Source organism: Kitasatospora sp. NPDC114501 (assembly GCF_055633695.1).
This window is the reverse complement of the sequence record NZ_JBVKDS010000006.1, coordinates 376,158-393,037: the sequence shown is the minus strand read 5'-3', so window position 1 is coordinate 393,037 and position 16,880 is coordinate 376,158. Positions and strand designations below refer to the sequence as shown.

Below are 16,880 nucleotides of genomic sequence, written 5' to 3'. Positions count from 1 at the left end.
GCGGCGGCGTCGAGGTGGCCGACGTTGCCCTTGACCGAGCCGAGGGCCCAGGACCCGGTGTCGCCGAACGCCCGGGACAGCGCCTGCACCTCGATCGGGTCGCCCAGCGAGGTGCCCGTGCCGTGCGCCTCGACGTAGTCGATGTCCGTGGGTGCGAGGCCCGCGCTGGCGAGCGCGGCGGAGATGACCGCGGCCTGGCCGGTGACGCTCGGGGCGGTGAAACCGACCTTCACCGCGCCGTCGTTGTTGACGGCCGAGCCCTTGATCACGGCGTGCACCGTGTCGCCGTCGGCGAGCGCGTCCTCCAGCCGCTTCAGCGCCACCACGCCGACACCCGTCCCGAAGACCGTGCCCCGGGCGTCCGCGTCGAACGGACGGACGTGCCCGTCGGGCGACACGAAGGACCCGTCCTGGTGCAGGTAGCCGGTGCCCGGGTTCGGGTCGACGTGGACGCCACCCGCCAGGGCGAGGTCGCACTCGCCGGCGAGCAGGCTCCGGCAGGCGGTGTGGGCGGCGACCAGCGCGGTCGCGCAGGCCGCGCGCAGTGAGACCGCGGGGCCCTTCAGGTCCAGCTTGTACGACACCCGGGAGGCCAGGAAGGCGAGTTCGTTGGCCACCAGGATCTGGGTCTGGCCCAGGGTGTCCACGATCTGCTGGTGCGAGTAGACGTGCTGCACATAGCGGTTGGTCCCCGCGCCACCGAAGACACCGATGCCGCCCCCGTACCGGGCGGCGTCGTAGCCGGCGTGCTCCAGCGCCTCCCAGGCCGTCTCCAGGAAGAGCCGGTGCTGAGGGTCCATCACCTCGGCCTCGCGGGCGGTGTACCCGAAGAAGTCCGCATCGAACAGGTCGCTGCCGGCGAAGGCGGGCGCGGCCTTGACGTAGTTCGGCTGCCCGAGGACTTCGGCCGGCACCCCGGCCGCCGTCAGCTCCTCGTCGGTCAGGGCGACGATCGACTCGACGCCGTCGCGCAGGTTCGACCAGAACTCGGTCAGGTCCCCCGCGCCGGGAAAGCGCCCCGCCATCCCGACGATCGCGACACCACCGCGCGCCGCCATCACCGCGTCGCCCGGAGGTTGTCGATGAGCGCGCCGAGGGTACGCACGGTGGGGCCCTCGTAGACGATGGTCAGCGGTACGGCCACCGCCAGCTCCTGCCGCAGTCGGTGGACGACCTGGAGGCCGAGCAGCGAACTGCCGCCCAGTTCGAAGAAGTTGTCCTGCACGCCGACACTCTCCATGCCGAGCAGCTCCTGCCAGATCTCCGCCACCCGGTGTTCGGTCTCGCCGTTCGGGGCGACGAACGGGTTGCGCAGGTTGGGGCGCTCGTGCCGTGCGGCCGGAGCCGGCACCTCGGCCACCGGGTCGGCCCACAGCTCCTGGCGAAGCGTCAGTTCACCGGTGGAGGTGATGATCTGCGCCTGGGGCACCGCGTCGAGCAGGGCGTCGAACACCCGCCGGCCCTCGGCCGGAGTGAGTGCCAACTCGCGCACCGCCGCGCCGAGTTCCGAATCCGCCCGATCGTCGTGCGAAAAGTACCAGGCTTCCCAGTTGACGCTGGTCCAGGGCAGGGCCGCACTGTGGTTCCGGTGGGCGAAGGCGTCGAGCGCGGCGTTCGCGGCGGCGTACGCACCGAAGCCGAGTCCGCCGAGCAGCGAGGCGATCGAGGAGCAGATGACGGCGAAGTCCACCTGCTGGTCGGCCAGCACCTCGTGCAGCACCTGCGTGCCGTAGAGCTTGGGGCCGAAGTGCCAGGAGGCCTCCTCCGGGCCCAGGGCCGCGACTTCCCGGTGGGCCGCCGTGCCGGTCGTGCCGGCGCAGTGCAGCACGCCGTCGATCGGGCCGAACTCCCGCAGGACACGCTCCTTCAGGGCGAGCATGGCCGTGCGGTCGGAGACGTCAGTGGCGGTCACCAGCACCTCGGAGCCGAGCGCCTCGATCTCCTGGACGGCACGGATCGCGGACCGGACCGCTTCCGGGTGCTGCGGATCGGCCCAGCTCTCCCGGGGCGGCAGACCCGTCCGTCCGAGCAGCACCAGGCGCACCTCGGCCCGGTCGGCGAGGGCGCGGGCCATCAGCAGGCCGATCTTCCCGAGGCCGCCGGTGACCAGGTACACCCCGCCGGGGCGGACCGGGGACCCGCCCCGCGGGCGCGGCGCGCCGGTCACGTACGTCGGCGCCCAGCGGTGCCGGCCGCGCAGCGCGATGGTGCGCTCGGCGGGCGGGGCGGCGAGGTCGGCCAGCAGCCGGTCGACCAACCCGGGTACGGCCTGCGGGCCTTCGGGGCGGAGGTCGAAATGGACGCAGCTGAGCGAGGGGTACTCCTGCGGCAGCACCCGGCACAGGCCCTGGACGGTGGCCTTCGGCGGGCAGAGCGGCTCGTCCCCGAGGACGGCGTGCACCTCGGAGGACAGCACGTCCCAGCGCTGCCGCCGTGTCATCAGCTCGGCTTCGGTGGCCTGGACCCAGTGGACCAGGCTGTCGAAGGAGCGGTGCAGCAGGGCCCGGACGTCCTCGGGCGCCGTGGCCCGGTCGGCGTCGTCGCCGACGCTCCAGCTGTGCACCACCCGGCCGGGCAGCGGCCCCTCGGCGCGAAGCGCCTCGGCGAGTCGGTCGAAGTGCTCCGGCCGGGCAGGGTCGAGGACGTACTCGCGCTCGCTCTTGCGGTGCCACTCGGCTCCCCGTGAGACCGTGCGCACGGTGGCGCCGAGACCTTCGAGGCGGTCGGCGAGGTGGTGGCCGACACCGGTCTCGTCCGCGAAGACGAGCCAGCGCTCGTCGGCCAAGCCGACCTCGGCGGGCTCCGGTGCGCCGGCCAGTCGCTGCCAGGACGGCGTGTAGAACCACTGGGGCAGGTCGCCGCGCCGCTGCTGGGCCGAGCCGCTGCCGGGCTGGGCGGTGCCGGGTTCGAGCCAGTAGGTGCGCCGTTCGAAGGGGTAGGAGGGGAGCGGGACCCGCCGGGCGCCGGCCGTGGCCGGGAAAGGGCGCTCCCGGCCGGCGAGCCAGAGGCGTCCGGCGGCCCGTAGGAGTGCGGTGCGGTCGCTCTGTCCGAGGAAGGCGCCGGGGAGGGACGGGAGGACGACCCGGTCGGTGCCGGCGGCGGCGGGGTGCTGGAGGGCCCCGGGGGTCAGGGTCGGCGCGGGGCCGATCTCGACGATCGCGATGTCCGGGACGGACCACAGGGTGGCCAGGCCGTCCGCGAACCGCACGCTCTCCCGTACGTGCCGGGCCCAGTACTCGGGGCTGGTGGCCTCGTCGTCGGTGATCCAGGTGCCGGTCAGGTTGGAGACGAACGGCACGGCCGGGGCGTTCAGCCGGACCGAGCGGACCAGTTCGGCGTATCGGTCGACGACCGGGTCCATCATCGGGGAGTGGAAGGCGAAGCGGGTGGTCAGCCGGCGGGTGGCGATGTCGGCGGCCAGCAGTTCGCCGGCCACCCGCTCGATGCCCTCGACGGTGCCGGAGAGCACGCAGGTCTGCGGGCCGTTGATCGCGGCGAGGCAGACCTCCGCGTCGGTGTACCGTGCGACGGCCTCCTCGGAGAGCGGCACGGCGAGCATCGCCCCCTCGCCCTGCTCCTCGATCAGCCGGGCGCGCTCCGCGACGAGGCGCAGGGCGTCGGGCAGCGAGAAGACCCCGGCCACACAGGCCGCGACGTACTCGCCCAGGCTGTGACCGATCATCACCTCGGGTTGGACCCCCCAGGCGGCCCAGAGCCTGACCAGGGCGTACTCGAGAGCGAACACCGCGGGGTAGCCGAGGCGTGGCTGGTCCAGCGGGTGCTCGCTGCGCTCCGGCTGGAGCAGCAGCCTGCTGAAGTCGAAGGGCTGCCCGGGGGCGGCGTCCGCGGACTCGTCGACGGTGAAAACGAGTTCGCGGATGTCCGTGCCGAGCAGCGGCTCCAGCAGTCCGGCGCACTCGTCCATCGCTGCCCTGAACTCCGGCTCCTGGGAGTAGAGTTCGCGCGCCATGCCGGGGAACTGGGAGCCGAAGCCGGTGAACATGAAGGCCACCGGCCGGTGCGGGGCCTCGGGCGCGGTCGCGGTGAGCAGCCGACCGTCGTCGCGGGCATCGAGCGCCACCAGCGCCTCCTCGGTGCCGCCCGCCACCAGCATCCGTCGGAACGGGAACGCCCGGCGGCCCTGCTGGAGGGTGAACGCGACATCGGCCAGCGGGAGTTCGGGGTGTGCCCGGAGGTGGTCGTACAGCTGGTCGGTGGCCGCCTCCAGGGCCTCCGGGCTCTTCGCGGAGAGCACCAGCAGCTGCTCGGCGCCGTCGGCCTGCCGGGGTTCGCGCGGCAGCTCCGGGGCCTGTTCGAGGATGACGTGGGCGTTGGTGCCGCCGAGGCCGAAGGAGCTCACCCCGGCGCGGCGCGGGCCGTCGCCCTCGGGCCAGGGCAGCAGCTCGGTGTTGACGTAGAACGGGCTGCCGGCCAGGGCGATCCGCGGGTTGGGCCGCTCGAAGTGCAGGGTGGGCGGCAGCTGCCCGTGCTCCACCGCCAGCGCGGTCTTGATCAGGCCGGCGATCCCGGCGGCCGAGTCGAGGTGGCCGATGTTGGTCTTGGCGGAGCCGAGGGCGCAACTGCGCTCCCGGACCCCGGAGTAGGCCGAGGCGAGTGCCGAGAACTCGATCGGGTCGCCCAGGATGGTGGCCGTCCCGTGCAGCTCGATGTAGCCGATGCTCTCGGCCGGCACGCCCGCGTTCGCCAGCGCGGTGGAGATGACGGCGGACTGGGTGGCGGCGCTGGGCGCGCTGAAGCCGGCCCGGCGGGAGCCGTCGTTGTTCAGCGCGGAGCCCTTGATGACCGCGTGGATGTGGTCGTTGTCGGTGATGGCGTCCTTGAGGCGCTTGAGCACCACCATCCCGACGCCGTCGCCGCCCACCGTCCCCTGGGCGCGGGCGTCGAAGGTGCGGCAGTAGCCGTCCGGCGAGAAGATGCCGTCCGGGCGGTAGACGTAGCCCTTGCTCCTGGTCCCGCCGACGGCGACACCGCCGGCCAGCGCGGTGTCGCACTGGTAGGCCAGCAGCGCCTGGCACGCCTCGACCACGGCGACCAGTGACGTGGAGCAGGCGGACTGGATGGTGAGGGCGGGGCCCTCCAGGCCGAGCTTGTAGGAGACCCGGCTGGCGAGGAAGTCCGGCCGGTTGCCGATCACCGTCTGCTTGTCGCCGAGGATCTGCGCGGCGCCGGGCTGGGAGGCGATGTTGAAGAGCAGGTAGGTGTTGTTGCCCGCGCCCGCGTAGACGCCGACCAGGCCGTCCTGCCGATCGGTGTCGTATCCGGAGCTCTCCAGGGCGGCCCAGGCGCATTCGAGCAGGACCCGGTGCTGCGGGTCCATGAGTTCGGCCTCGCGCGGGGAGTAGCCGAAGAAGGCGGCGTCGAACTTCTCGCTGTCCGCCAGCGGGTAGCCCGCGCCGACGAAGTCCGGGTCGGCCAGGGTGGCGGCGTCCACGCCCCGGGCGGCGAGTTCCTCGTCCTCGAAGCGGGTGACGGAGCAGACGCCCGCCTTGAGGTTGCTCCAGTACTCCTCGACCGTCCGGGCGCCGGGGAAGCGGCCGGCCATGCCGACGATGGCGATGTCCAGACTGTCGTCGAACTCGGAGAAGCCGTCGGCCGGTTCGGAGTACAGCTCGGAGTCCGGCTCGGCGCCCGCGGTGGGGTCCGGCTCGGGGGAGTACTCACTCATGGCGACCTCGCTTCGCTTGCAGCTGCTGTTGGCGGCGCTTCAGCAGGGCGTTCTGTTGAGTGCTCCTGCCGCGGGTGGCGGCCGGTGCCACCCCCTGCCCCTGCTGCGAGAGCAACTCGGCCTGGGCCCGGACGGTGGTGTGTTGGAACAGGTCGAGCAGCTCGACCTCCCGGCCGGTCGTCGCCCGGAGCCGGTGGTGCAGCCCGACCATGAGCAGGGAGTGCCCGCCGATGTCGAAGAAGTTCTGGTCGGTGCCGACCGCCTCGGTGTGGAGGACCTCCTGCCACACCTGCGCCACCAGCCGTTCCAGTTCGTTGCGCGGTGGAAGCGGCGCGGTGGCGGGCTCGGCGGGCCGGGGCAGCCTGCCGCGGTCGACCTTGCCGTGCCCGGAGAGCGGCAGCCGGTCCAGCGTCACCAGCGCCTGCGGCACCATGTGCGGGGAGAGCCGGTCCCGCAGGTGGCGCTCCAGCCCGGCGGTGCTGAACCCGGGGCCGTGCGGCTCGACGTAGGCGACCACCCGCCGGTCGCCCGGGACGTCCTCGCGGACGACGGCGATGGCGTGGCGCACCTCGGGGTGGCTCTTCAGTGCGGCCTCGATCTCGCCCAGGGCGACCCGGAAGCCGCGGACCTTGATCTGGTCGTCGCGCCGGCCGAGGAAGGCGATCGTCCCGTCGGCCAGGCGGCGGACGATGTCGCCGGTGCGGTAGAGGCGGGAGCCCGGGCCGCCGCCGAGGGTGTCCGGGACGAAGGCCGCCGCGGTGAGGTCCTCCCGGCGGTGGTAGCCGCGGGCGAGGTTGTCGCCGCCGATCAGCAGCTCTCCGGCGACGCCGACGGGCGTGGGACGGCCCGCGGGGTCCACCACGTGGGCCTGGGTGCCCGGGAGCGGAACGCCGATCGGCGCGGTCTCCCACTCCGCCTCCGGGTGGTCGGCCACGGCGAGGGTCAGCACACCGACGGTGGTCTCGGTCGGACCGTAGTGGTTGAAGACCCGGCAGTGCGGGACGAGGCGTTGGAGGGCGCGCAGCCAGCGCCAGTCGGAGGCCTCGCCGCCGACGACCAGCAGGCGGCGCGGCAGGAGTTCGGCGAAGCGCGGCGAGGTCTGGAGGGCCCGGAGGTGGGAGGGCGCGATCTTCAGGCAGTCGACCCCCCGGGTCTGCACCCAGTCGGCCAGCCTCTCCGCGTCCAGCGCGACGTCACGGGAGATCAGCTGTACCTCGCCGCCCGTGCACAGCGGCGGGGCGAAGGCCGTGACGCTGGAGTCCACCGTCAGCGGCTGCACCATCGCGTAGCTGAGCGGCCCGTCGATGCCGAGCCGCCGGATGACGGCGCGGGTGTAGCCGACGAGCTGGCGGTGCTCGATCACCACGCCCTTGGGCTTGCCGGTGGAACCGGAGGTGTAGAGCAGGTACGCGGCATCGCCGCTGGTCGAGCGCTCCGGCGGGCGGTTCTCCGTCGGGCGGCCCGCCAACACGGCCAGCTCGGCGTCGAGTTCGATCACCTGGTGGGCGGTGCCGAGCGGAGCCGTCGCCACCGTGATCCGCACGGCCGCGTCCGCGAGGATGCCGTCCCGCCGCTCGACCGGGTCGTTCGGATCCACCGGTACGTACGCGCCGCCGGCCTTGAGGATGCCGAGCACGGCCACCATCAGCCGCACGTCGCGATCGGCGCAGAGGCCCACCGTCACCTCGGGGCCGACCCCGGCCTCACGCAGCAGGTCGGCCAACTGGTTGGCCCGGGCGTTCAGTTCGCGATAGCTGAGGGCGGCGTCCGCGGCCCGGACCGCGACCGCTTCGGGGGTGCGGGCGGCCTGCTCCTCGAAGAGCCGGTGGAAGCCCACGTCCGTCGGCTCACCCGGGACGCCGTTCAGCCTGGCGACGGTCTCCTCCTCCTCGGCGGTGAGCAGGGGCAACTCGGCCACCGACCGGTCCGGATCGGCCGTCGCGCCTTCGAGGAGCCGGAGCAGGTGGTCCACCGCGCGGCGGGCGGTGGCGGGGTCCAGGACGTCGGTGGCGAACACCAGCTGACCGGTGAGTTCGCCGTCGGCGTGGCAGAGTTGGAGATCCAGGTCGCAGGAGGTGGTCTCGGGGGCGACGCGCGGTTCCGGTCGGCAGGAGAAGCCCGGCCAGAGGTGCACGACCTCGGCGGTACGGGCCTGCTCGGCCTCCGCCAGCCCGGTGCCCGCCAACCGGACCAGGTCCCGGAAGCTCCCGTCGGTCCGGGCGCGGACCGGCGTGGCCACCCCGGCGCCGTTGGTCACCCCGACCGCGAGCTCGGACTGTCCGCCGTACCGGTGCAGCAGTGCCAGGTAGAGGGCGAAGGCCGCCGCCGGGAGTCCCGCCCCGCAGGCTTCACCCAGCCGCCGCAGTGCGGCGGTCGCCCCGGCGGGGACGACGACGGGGACCGAGCCGGCCCGGTGGTCGCGCCGGGCCGGAGGCGTCCGGTCCAACGGGAGCTCCGGGGCGGCGGGCAGCTCGGCGGGGCGCCCCTCGGCATCGGGGCCGGGCACGGGAGGTGCGGGGTGGCGCAGTGTCATGAGGGAAGCCTTGAGGGGTCTGGGGGCAGGACGTACGTCACCCGTCTCGCCGGAACGGGCCACGGCTACGCGGATCGCTTGGTGCAGAGGTAGACCTGGTTGCGGCGGTGGTCGGCGGGGACGTCGATGATCTCGACCGACTCCGAGAGCGAGTGCAGCAGCGCCTCGAACGGGCCGGCGGCGTAGCGGTTGAGCCAGATGTAGCCGTCGGCCGTTTCCCGCCGAAGCAGCACCTCGGTCTCTCGCGGCACCTGGAACATGCAGATCACCACGGTGCGGCGGGAGACCCGGAACAGTTCGCGGACGGCGGTCTCGTAGTACGGCAGGCTCTCCAGCACGTGCCGGCAGTTCACCACGTCGAACGAGCCTTCGGGGTAGGTGAGGTCGGTGACGCTCATCTGCTCCCACCGGGCGTCGGGGTGGAGCGCGCGGCAGTCCTCGATGGCGGCCTCGTTGATGTCGATGCCGGTGTAGTCGACCGCCAGGCCCGCCGTCAGCAGGTGGCGGTAGGTGACCCCGGAGATGACACCGCAGTCGAGCAGTTCGAACGGTTCCTCGCCGTGCAGTGCCGCGATCCGCTCGGTCACGACCGCGTGCGAGGGGTGCCCGGCCCGGGACTCCTCGCCCATGTGAGCCATGTCAGAGGTGTGCGCCCAGAGCGATCTCGTGTTCACTGCGTTGATCCTCCGTACTGCTGAAGCGAAGCCGGACATGGCGGCACGGTCACCGGTCGGACCGTTCCGTGCTGGAGGCCGGGCGACGACCTGCTTCGGAGCGCCCCGTCGCGGCGGTCCCCGGGGCGGCCCGGCTGCCGTCAGCGCACCGGCTGGCGGTCAGAAAGCCGCACCTTCGGCGGACTCGGGGTCGTAGACGGCGTCCGGGCCGAACATCCGGGCGTGCTTCGCCGCGGCGAGGGCCAGCGTGCCGCTCGCGTCCCGGGCGGCCGCGACCTCGGCCAGCTGGTTGACCATGGCGGGCGTCGCCAGCCCCTGATCGCGCAGTTCGGGGGAGCGGGACATCAGGACCATGGCCGCGGTGGTGTAGCCCGCGTCGACCCAGGACTGCCAGATCGCGTCGCGGTCCTGCTCCTGGCCCGCGAAGAGCTCCTCGCGGCGGTCGTGCCGACGCGTGGGGACCGGGCTCCGGTCGCGGGCCTCCGTGCGCAGGCGGACCCGGCGGCCCGCGATGTAGGCGACGGCGGCGCCCTTGCGGATGGCGAAGTTCAGGGCCTGTGCCGCGGTGTCCACCACCGGCTCACCCTTGTCGTTCAGGGAGGTGTTGCACACCATCGGCACGCCCGTGGCCTGCCGGAACGCCTCGATCGCCCGGTGGAGCAGGGGGTTGGTCGCGGCGGACAGGGTCTGCCGCCGGGCCGAGCCGTCGAGGTGGAGGACGGCCGGGACCAGGTGGCGCTTCGACTCGGTGACGTACGCGGTTTCGAGCATGTAGGGCGAGGGCCAGGGGTCCTCGAACCACTCGCCGCTGTACTCCTCCAGGACGATCGGGGCGACCGGACGCCACCACTGCCGGCTCTTCCAGTCGTTCAGCAGGTCCTTCGACCGGGGTGAGCGGGGGTCGGCGAGGATGCTGCGGTGGCCCAGTGCGCGCGGGCCGATCTCGGCCGCCCCGTCCGCCCACACCAGCGGTCCGGCGGAGAGGTCCTCGACGAACTGGGCCTCGGTGAAGTCCTGGACGTCCTCGACGAAGTCCTCGAAGTGCCGCAGGGCGTCCTCGACATCGGTCAGTTGGGAGCCGTGGTAGGCGGATTCGAGCTTGAAGCCACCGCCCGGGAGCAGGCCCTCGCCGAGGAGGCCGAGGAGGCCGATTCCGAGGGACTGGCCGGAGTCGTTGGCGCTCGGCGGGGTGAGCAGGCCCTTGAAGCCGTAGCGGCGCAGGAGGAAGGAGTTGGTCGGGCAGTTGAGGGCGAAGCCCCCGCTCAGGGAGAGGTACGCCTGGCTCGGGTCCACCCCTGCCGACTCGAGCAGCCGGTCGACGTTGCGCACCATGACGAGCTCGCAGGCCGTCTGGACGATCTTCATGACGGCGGACTGCAGGTGCTCCTGCGCGCGGAAGCGGCTGTCCAACTCCATGGACGGCAGCTGGGATTCGGCTGCACGGATCACGGCCTGGACGAACGGGAGCGTGTCGACCAGCGGTACCCGCCGGCCTCCGTACAGTTCCAGCTCCCGCACCGCCGCCTCGGTGTCGAAGGCGATTTCGGTGGGGCAGGCCGACGCCAGGGCCATCAGGGTGCCGGGCTCCTTGTCGAACTCGGCTGACGCGGCGTCGTAGATGGGGGCCGGGGACTCGACCGGAGCGAAGTCGACGTCGCCCTTGGTGGACACGCAGCCGGTGTACCAGTACTTCTTGCTCGCCAGGTCGAGGCCGAAGTCGGGCCGGCCGTCCAGGGCGAGTCCGATGATGGTCTCGCTGCGGAACGCCTCGGAGTCGAGCAGCAGCCCGCTGTAGAGGTGGGCGAGGCTGTGGATCGGGAAGTCCTCGGCGCCGGCGGGTAGCTTGATGTCGGCGTGGTGCGGCAGGCCGGGCGTGCCCCAGGACAGGCTCACGTCCTCCGGGGAGAGCCCCTCGGCCGCGAGCAGCTCGGTGAGCACCTTGTGGTAGCGGTCGACGGTGAAGAGTGGCCAGAAGTGGTGCTTCTGTCCGCTGACACGCTCGAGCTCCCAGACCCTGACGAGTTCGACCCGCGAGTCGTGACTGCGCCAGAGCGCGATGTTCTGGTCATGGCGCGGTGCGATGACGGACAAGCTGCCGGGTGGGGAGATGTAGCTCGACAGGAAGTACTTCGCGGCTGGGTGCGCGGTCACGATGTCCCCTTCGGCGGTTGGACAGTGGCTACTTCTTCTTCGGGCCCGACGGTCCTGGAAACGGTCGGCGCAGGCGGTCGTGAGACTGCCGGGGCGTGCTCGACCGGGCCCCGGTGCGTACCGGCGGCGTCAGGTGCGACGGACTGCCCGGGCGGGTGCGATCGGCCTCGGGCCGGAATCCCGGCGGCCGCCTGCACGGAGGCTTCGGCCGGCTACGGGGCTGCGGGGTGGGATCGGCGGGGACGGACTCCGGTCCCCTCGTCCGGATGCGTCGGCCCCTGGGCAGGCGACGGGATCGCGTGAGCCCGGTCGTGCCGTCGTGCCGGAACTACTTCGAAGCGGCGATCCGCCCGTCGACGAGCTCGACCAGCTCGCCGACGTCGGCCACGGTGAACATGTCGACGACGTCCAGGTCGACGTCGAACGTGCTCTGGATCGAGACCATCAGGCGGAGCAGCGACACGGAGGTGGCTCCGAGGTCATCGAAAGTACTGTCCAGCGAGACCTCAAGGGGAGCGAATACTTCGGAAATCACCGACAGCAAGTTGCCGGGCTGCTCGTTCGACATTTCGTATTCCCAGATCTCTTCTATTCAAAGCTTATCCAGGTAATTGACCCTATGGCGTTGATGGCGCAGCGTCAAGACCCGTCTTTGGGTTGGGACGATACGTGGCACGATGTCCATATTGCGCCATGTAACACCGAGTGAAGGGGACTGAGTCTTCGGGTGCGAAACGGGCATGGCCAACGAACTGCCCTGTTGCTATATTCGGCCTGACCGGGGCTCGACAAGCCATGCCTACTCTGGGGTAGGCTGCCCGAGGTTTCACCGCACAGCCACAGTACTGGGGGTAGTGGTGTTAGAAATCAGCTTTCGGCCTCTCACGCCAATCACTGGCGCGGAGGTGGAAGGCGTCGATCTCGCTGCGGACCTGTCGCCGGCCGTCGTGGCCCGTCTCCGTGAGGCCCTGCTGCGTCACAAGGTCCTCGTTTTCCGCAATCAGCCGATGAACGACGCGCAACACGTCGAACTCACCAATGCCTTCGGCGGTGCCACTGCGGCCCATCCCATCGTGAACGGCCTGCCCGAAGAGCCCGCCGTGCTGCGGACCGCGCTGTCCGAGGAGCGGCGGGCGCTGATCGAGGCCGAGGCCGGCCTCAGCCACCCCTTGAAGGGGTCGACGCCGCGGCGCCTGCGGACCGAGTGGCATGTCGACAGCACCTTCGTGGTCAACCCGAACGCCATCACCATTCTGCGTGGTGTCGAGATTCCGCCGGCCGGCGGCGACACCCTCTTCGCCAATCTGGAAGCGCTGTACGAGGGGCTTTCGCCCTCCCTCCGGGGATACCTCGACACCCTCCAGGCGATTCACTCCCGGCATGCCCCGGAGGCGGCGCCCCGCCTCGACGGCAAGCCGGCCGGCCCCTTCGCGGCCGTCCATCCGCTGGTGCGGGTGCACCCCGAGACCGGTGTGCGCAGCCTGCTCGTCAGCGCCGTGTTCCTCCAGACCATCCGCGGTCTCAAGCCCCGCGAGAGCACGGCCCTGCTGGACTTCCTGCTCGACGAGCTCGCCGGGCGGGACGAGATCCACGCCCGGGTCCGCTGGGAGCAGGACACCCTGGTCATGTGGGACAACCGCGCCGTGGCCCACGCGGGGCCGGTGGACGGTCTGATGTTCCAGGAGGAGCGGATCGTGCACCGCACCACTGTCGTGGGCGACGTGCCCTGCGGGCCTGACGGCTTCGTCTCGCGTGCCCTCATGGGGGGTCGCTTCGACGCGCTGGCCTGAGCGCCGGCGCCGTGACACCAGGGCGGTCGTCCGAGCTCCGGCTTCGGTGCCGAGTTCCGGACCGGGGCCCCGAAAGGGCCATGCCGAGAAACGTCGTCGACGGGTCGCCCCGGTAGTCCATGTGCAGTCGAAACGGTCGTATGAAGATTCGCCGGCATCGGTACTCCGGCGTATGTCCGGGCCATTCGGTTCATTCTCCGGGAACCTTTGTAGGGGAAGCGCAAAATGCCGATCGTCAACCACCGTGAAAAGACCGAAGCACCACCCAAATACCACCTGTCATGTGTCGGCTGCGGCTGGACGTCCGATCCGGAGTTCAGGCTCCGATGTCCCCGATGTTCGAGTGCACTCGATCCCAGGCTGAACCTGGAGAACGTCACCGAACGTGACGGTGACCGGCCCGAGCTGACCTACCTGGACTTCCTTCCGGTCGAATCCGAGCACTTGCTAGACGCCGACGTCAGCGTGCGGACCCCCTGCCGTCCGGCCCCGCGCCTCGGAGCGGCCATCGGCCTGCCCCGACTCTGGGTGAAGGACGAGTCCCAGCAGCCGACGGGCACCACCAAGGACCGGCTGGCCTCGGTGGTCCTGGCCGTGTTCCGGCAGTTCGGGATCAAGGAGTTCGTCGCCTCCAGCACCGGAAACAGCTCCACCGCCCTGGCCCGCGCCGTGCAGCGCGACCAGTCGATGCGGGCCCACTTCTTCTGCGGCCGCGACTTCACCGGTGACCACGACATCGAGACCAACGACCGGGTGTCCCTCACCGTCGTGGACGGCAACTACGCGCAAGCCACCCAGGCGGCCCAGGAGTTCGCGGACCGGCACGGGCTGGTCTGGGAGGGCGGGTTCTTCAACTGGGCCCGCCGCGAGGGTCTGAAGCTCACCTACCTGGAAGCCTTCGACGCCATGGACGACGAGCCCGACGTGGTCGTCCAGGCCATCAGCAGCGGCATGGGGATGATGGCCGTACGCAAGGGCGTGGCAGAGTACCTCGCCTGCGGCCGGCTCACCTCCTCGCCCCGCTTCGTGATGGTCCAGCAGGACACCTGCGCCCCGATGGCCGTGGCCTGGCGGGAGGGACGGGCCGAGCTCACCGAGGACGACGTCATCGAGCACCCGACAGGTCTGGCCCGGGCCATCCTGCTCGGCGACGGCCGGGCCACCTATCCCTACATGCGGGACATCGCCGCCGAGAGTGGTGGCTCCATCGTCTCGGTGAGCCAGGACGAACTGGTCCGAGCCCGTACGATGCTCCGCGAGCTGGAGGGGCTGGACGTCTGCCACTCCTCGGCCGCGACCATCGCCGCGCTGCGCAACGAGGCCGCGGCCCGGCGGATCACCCCGGACCAGGTCGTCCTGGTCAACCTGACCGGCCGTGAGCGGTACACCGCCGCCGCCGCCGGACCGGCCCTCGCCACCGCCGCCACCGCCGGCTGAGCCTCCCCCTCTCCGAGCCGGATGCCACCGCTCCCGCCGGAGTGATGTGCCCGCCCCCACGTTCGCAAGGAATTCGTTGATACTCAGTCACCTCACCCCGCAGCAGGCCGAGCGCCACGCCGAGTTCCGTGCCTTCGCCGACCGTGTCCTGGTCCCGCAGGCGGACCGCTTCGATCGCGAGCAAGCGGTCTCCCGAGAGGTCGTCGCCGACCTGGCCGGGCAGGGCTACCTCGGCGCACTTCTCCCGAAGGAGTCCGGCGGCCTCGGCATGGACTGGGTCGAATACGGACTGCTCACCGAGGAACTGGGCCGGGGCTGCCAGTCGATCCGTAACCTCGTGGCCGTGGAGGACATGGTCGCCCACTCGATCCACAAGTGGGGAACGCAGGAGCAGAAGCAGCGGTGGCTCCCCCAGATCACATCGGGCCGAACGCTGGCGGCCTTCGCCCTGACCGAGCCGGACGTCGGCAGTGACGCCGCCGCCGTCGAGACCACGGCGACGGCCGACGGCGCCGATGTCGTCCTGCGCGGCACCAAGAAGTGGATCAGCTTCGCGCAGATCGCGGACCTCTTCCTGGTCTTCGCCACGTTCGACGGACAGCACACCGCCTTCCTGGTGGAGCGGGACGCTCCCGGCCTGTCGGTGGATCCGATCGAGGGCCTGCTCGGCCTGCGCGGCTCGATGCTCGGCCGGATCACCTTCGACGACTGCCGGATCCCGGCCGCCAACCTGGTCGGGCGTCCCGGCATCGGCCTCACCTTCGTCGCCTCCAGCGCCCTCGACCTCGGCCGCTTCAGCACCGCCTGGGGCTCGGTCGGGCTGGCCCAGACGTGCCTGGAGGCCGCGACGGAGTACGCCGGCCGCCGCACCCAGTACGGCACCGAGATCCGCAACCACCAGCTGGTCCAGCAGCTGCTGGCCGACATGCTCACCGACACCGTCACGGCCCGGCTGCTCTGCTACCACGCCGGGGTGAGCAAGGAGCGGGGGGAGACGGAGTCCGTCAACCACACCCTGCTGGCGAAGTACCGGACCTCGACGATCGCCGTCAAGGCGGCCGCCGACGCGGTGCAGATCCACGGTGCCCAGGGCATCGGCGCGGAGGCGTCCGTTCAGCGTCACTACCGCGACGCCAAGGTGATGGAGATCATCGAGGGCACCACGCAGATCCAGCAGAGCATGCTCGGTCAGTTCGCCGTCCGGGCGGCCCGGCTGTGAGCGAGCTCCGGACGGGGGCGGTGACCTACGGTCAGCTGTCGGTCCTGCGTTCGCTGGAGACCCACGGACCCGACCATCGGGCGGTCGCCAATCTGGTCAGTGTCTGGGAGGTGCCGTTCGGTCTCGGTGCGGCCCAAGTGATGGACGCATGGCTTCAGTTGGTGGAGAGACACGAGTCGCTGCGGACCACCTACGACCTGAGCGGCCCGACGCCGGCCCAGGTGGTCCACCCGTACCGCCCGTCCCGGGTGGCCGCGCTGGAGCTGGCCGAGGACAGCTTCGCGGCGGCCCTCCGGCTGGGGGCCGAGGCGGCCGTCGAGCCGATCGACATCGAGACCGAACTGCCGTGGCGCGCGTTCGTCACCACTCACCAGGGGGACGCGCTCCACCTGGTCACCGTGATCCATCATGTGGCGGCCGACAACGGTGCGCTGCGGGTGCTGGAGGAACAACTCGGTGTCCTCCTGGAGGGCGGGGCGCTCGGGCCGGTGGTGCAGCCGCTGGAGATGGCGCGGGAGCAGCAGGAGGAACCGGGCACCCGGAGCGTCCGGCACTGGACCGAGGCCTGGGGCCGGCTCGTCCCGGCGGACCGGGATCCGGAGGACGCCAGTGAGCGACGCCGGGCGTCGCTCTACAGCCTGGAGGGACTGACCGCCGCGCAGGAGCTCTCCGACCGGCTGAGGATCTCGGTCCAGTCGGTGGTGCTCGGCGTCGGCGCGCTCGCGCTGTCCCGGCTCAAGCGCGTCGAGCGGATGACCTTCGCGTTGATGGCCGCCAACCGGCTCACCCCCCGGTGGGTGCCGCTGGTCGGCTCGCTCAACCAGTTCGCCCCGGTGACCGTCACGGTCGACGAGGAGGCCCACCCGCTGGAGTACCTGCGGGCCTGCTACGTCCAGTCCATGACGGCGTACATGAACGGCTGCTACGACGTCGACGCGCTGAAGGAGAGCCTCCGGGAGGCCGGCCTGCCGGAGACGGACCCCACCGCCTTCGCCAAGCACTACAACTTCCTCGGCGATGTGGACGTGGAGCCGGCCGCCGGATCCCCCCTGCGCACCGGGATCGAGTGGCGTCCGTCCACCCAGCGATCGGGGCCGAACTTCCACCTGGCGGTGGCCACGGGGAAGGGAGTCCTCATCGGAGTGGGCGCGAGTCGCGACTATCTCGACGGAAACCTCCCAGCCGTTCTCGCGGCGTCGATCGAGGCTGGTCTGATCAATATGTCCAGAGGGTCCGAGAACTCCCTGGCGGATGTCTCGCTGGATAATCCGTGGCGAATTCTCTGAAGGGCAGCAGAATGCGGGGGGAAATGCTTCTCCCCCCGCACTCCGGCATCCTGCGGCCTGGTCGAGCCGGTTCTAGAAGCCTGCACAGATTCCGCGAAGCTGCT

At 71.4% G+C, this 16,880-nt stretch carries 10 protein-coding genes; 4 read left to right on the top strand and 6 right to left on the bottom strand.

The annotated features are described in order from the left end of the window. The 6 genes from ACZ7RU_RS14415 to ACZ7RU_RS14390 form a co-directional block, all read right to left on the bottom strand. Window positions 1–1,025: beta-ketoacyl synthase N-terminal-like domain-containing protein (locus ACZ7RU_RS14415; protein WP_470341233.1), on the bottom strand; the 1,025-nt coding region annotated here is incomplete at its 3' end. A 32-nt stretch (window positions 1,026–1,057) separates the two neighbouring features. Beyond that, the gene (locus tag ACZ7RU_RS14410; RefSeq protein ID WP_470341232.1) at window positions 1,058–5,686 is read right to left on the bottom strand and encodes a type I polyketide synthase; all 4,629 of its coding nucleotides are present in this window, start codon (window positions 5,684–5,686) and stop codon (window positions 1,058–1,060) included. Beyond that, window positions 5,679–8,219, bottom strand: coding sequence for a non-ribosomal peptide synthetase (locus ACZ7RU_RS14405; protein WP_470341231.1), 2,541 nt, complete (start codon window positions 8,217–8,219; stop codon window positions 5,679–5,681). Before ACZ7RU_RS14405 ends, ACZ7RU_RS14410 begins: the two co-directional genes overlap by 8 nt. 65 nt (window positions 8,220–8,284) lie before the next feature. Then, complete coding sequence (locus tag ACZ7RU_RS14400) at window positions 8,285–8,893, bottom strand: class I SAM-dependent methyltransferase (protein ID WP_470341230.1); 609 nt, start codon at window positions 8,891–8,893, stop codon at window positions 8,285–8,287. A gap of 159 nt (window positions 8,894–9,052) precedes the next feature. Further along, on the bottom strand, window positions 9,053–11,044 hold the full coding sequence (locus tag ACZ7RU_RS14395) for a carbamoyltransferase C-terminal domain-containing protein (protein WP_470341229.1): 1,992 nt from the start codon (window positions 11,042–11,044) through the stop codon (window positions 9,053–9,055). Between the two features lie 328 nt (window positions 11,045–11,372). Then, window positions 11,373–11,612, bottom strand: a complete 240-nt coding sequence (locus ACZ7RU_RS14390; protein WP_470341228.1) for an acyl carrier protein — start codon at window positions 11,610–11,612, stop codon at window positions 11,373–11,375. A 286-nt stretch (window positions 11,613–11,898) separates the two neighbouring features. Here ACZ7RU_RS14390 and ACZ7RU_RS14385 point away from each other — a divergent pair, with 286 nt between their 5' ends. The 4 genes from ACZ7RU_RS14385 (at window position 11,899) to ACZ7RU_RS14370 (ending at window position 16,776) form a co-directional block, all read left to right on the top strand. Then, window positions 11,899–12,834, top strand: a complete 936-nt coding sequence (locus ACZ7RU_RS14385; RefSeq protein ID WP_470341227.1) for a TauD/TfdA dioxygenase family protein — start codon at window positions 11,899–11,901, stop codon at window positions 12,832–12,834. Window positions 12,835–13,278: 444 nt separating this feature from the next. Then, window positions 13,279–14,271 (top strand): threonine synthase, encoded by a 993-nt coding sequence (locus ACZ7RU_RS14380; RefSeq protein ID WP_470341226.1) that lies wholly within the window; start codon window positions 13,279–13,281, stop codon window positions 14,269–14,271. 76 nt (window positions 14,272–14,347) lie between these two features. Further along, entirely contained in the window at window positions 14,348–15,490 is a 1,143-nt protein-coding gene (locus ACZ7RU_RS14375) for an acyl-CoA dehydrogenase family protein (protein WP_470341225.1), read from the top strand. Then, window positions 15,487–16,776 carry a condensation domain-containing protein gene (locus tag ACZ7RU_RS14370; protein ID WP_470341224.1) on the top strand — a complete coding sequence of 430 codons (1,290 nt, stop codon included), beginning with the start codon at window positions 15,487–15,489 and terminating at the stop codon, window positions 16,774–16,776. Before ACZ7RU_RS14375 ends, ACZ7RU_RS14370 begins: the two co-directional genes overlap by 4 nt. Window positions 16,777–16,880 lie beyond the last annotated feature (104 nt).

Bases quoted from the DNA above. Each gene is read 5' to 3' on its own strand.
- ACZ7RU_RS14410 (WP_470341232.1), bottom strand. From the start codon at position 5,686: ATGAGTGAGTACTCCCCCGAGCCGGACCCCACCGCGGGCGCCGAGCCG.
- ACZ7RU_RS14390 (WP_470341228.1), bottom strand. From the start codon at position 11,612: ATGTCGAACGAGCAGCCCGGCAACTTGCTGTCGGTGATTTCCGAAGTA.
- ACZ7RU_RS14405 (WP_470341231.1), bottom strand. From the start codon at position 8,219: ATGACACTGCGCCACCCCGCACCTCCCGTGCCCGGCCCCGATGCCGAG.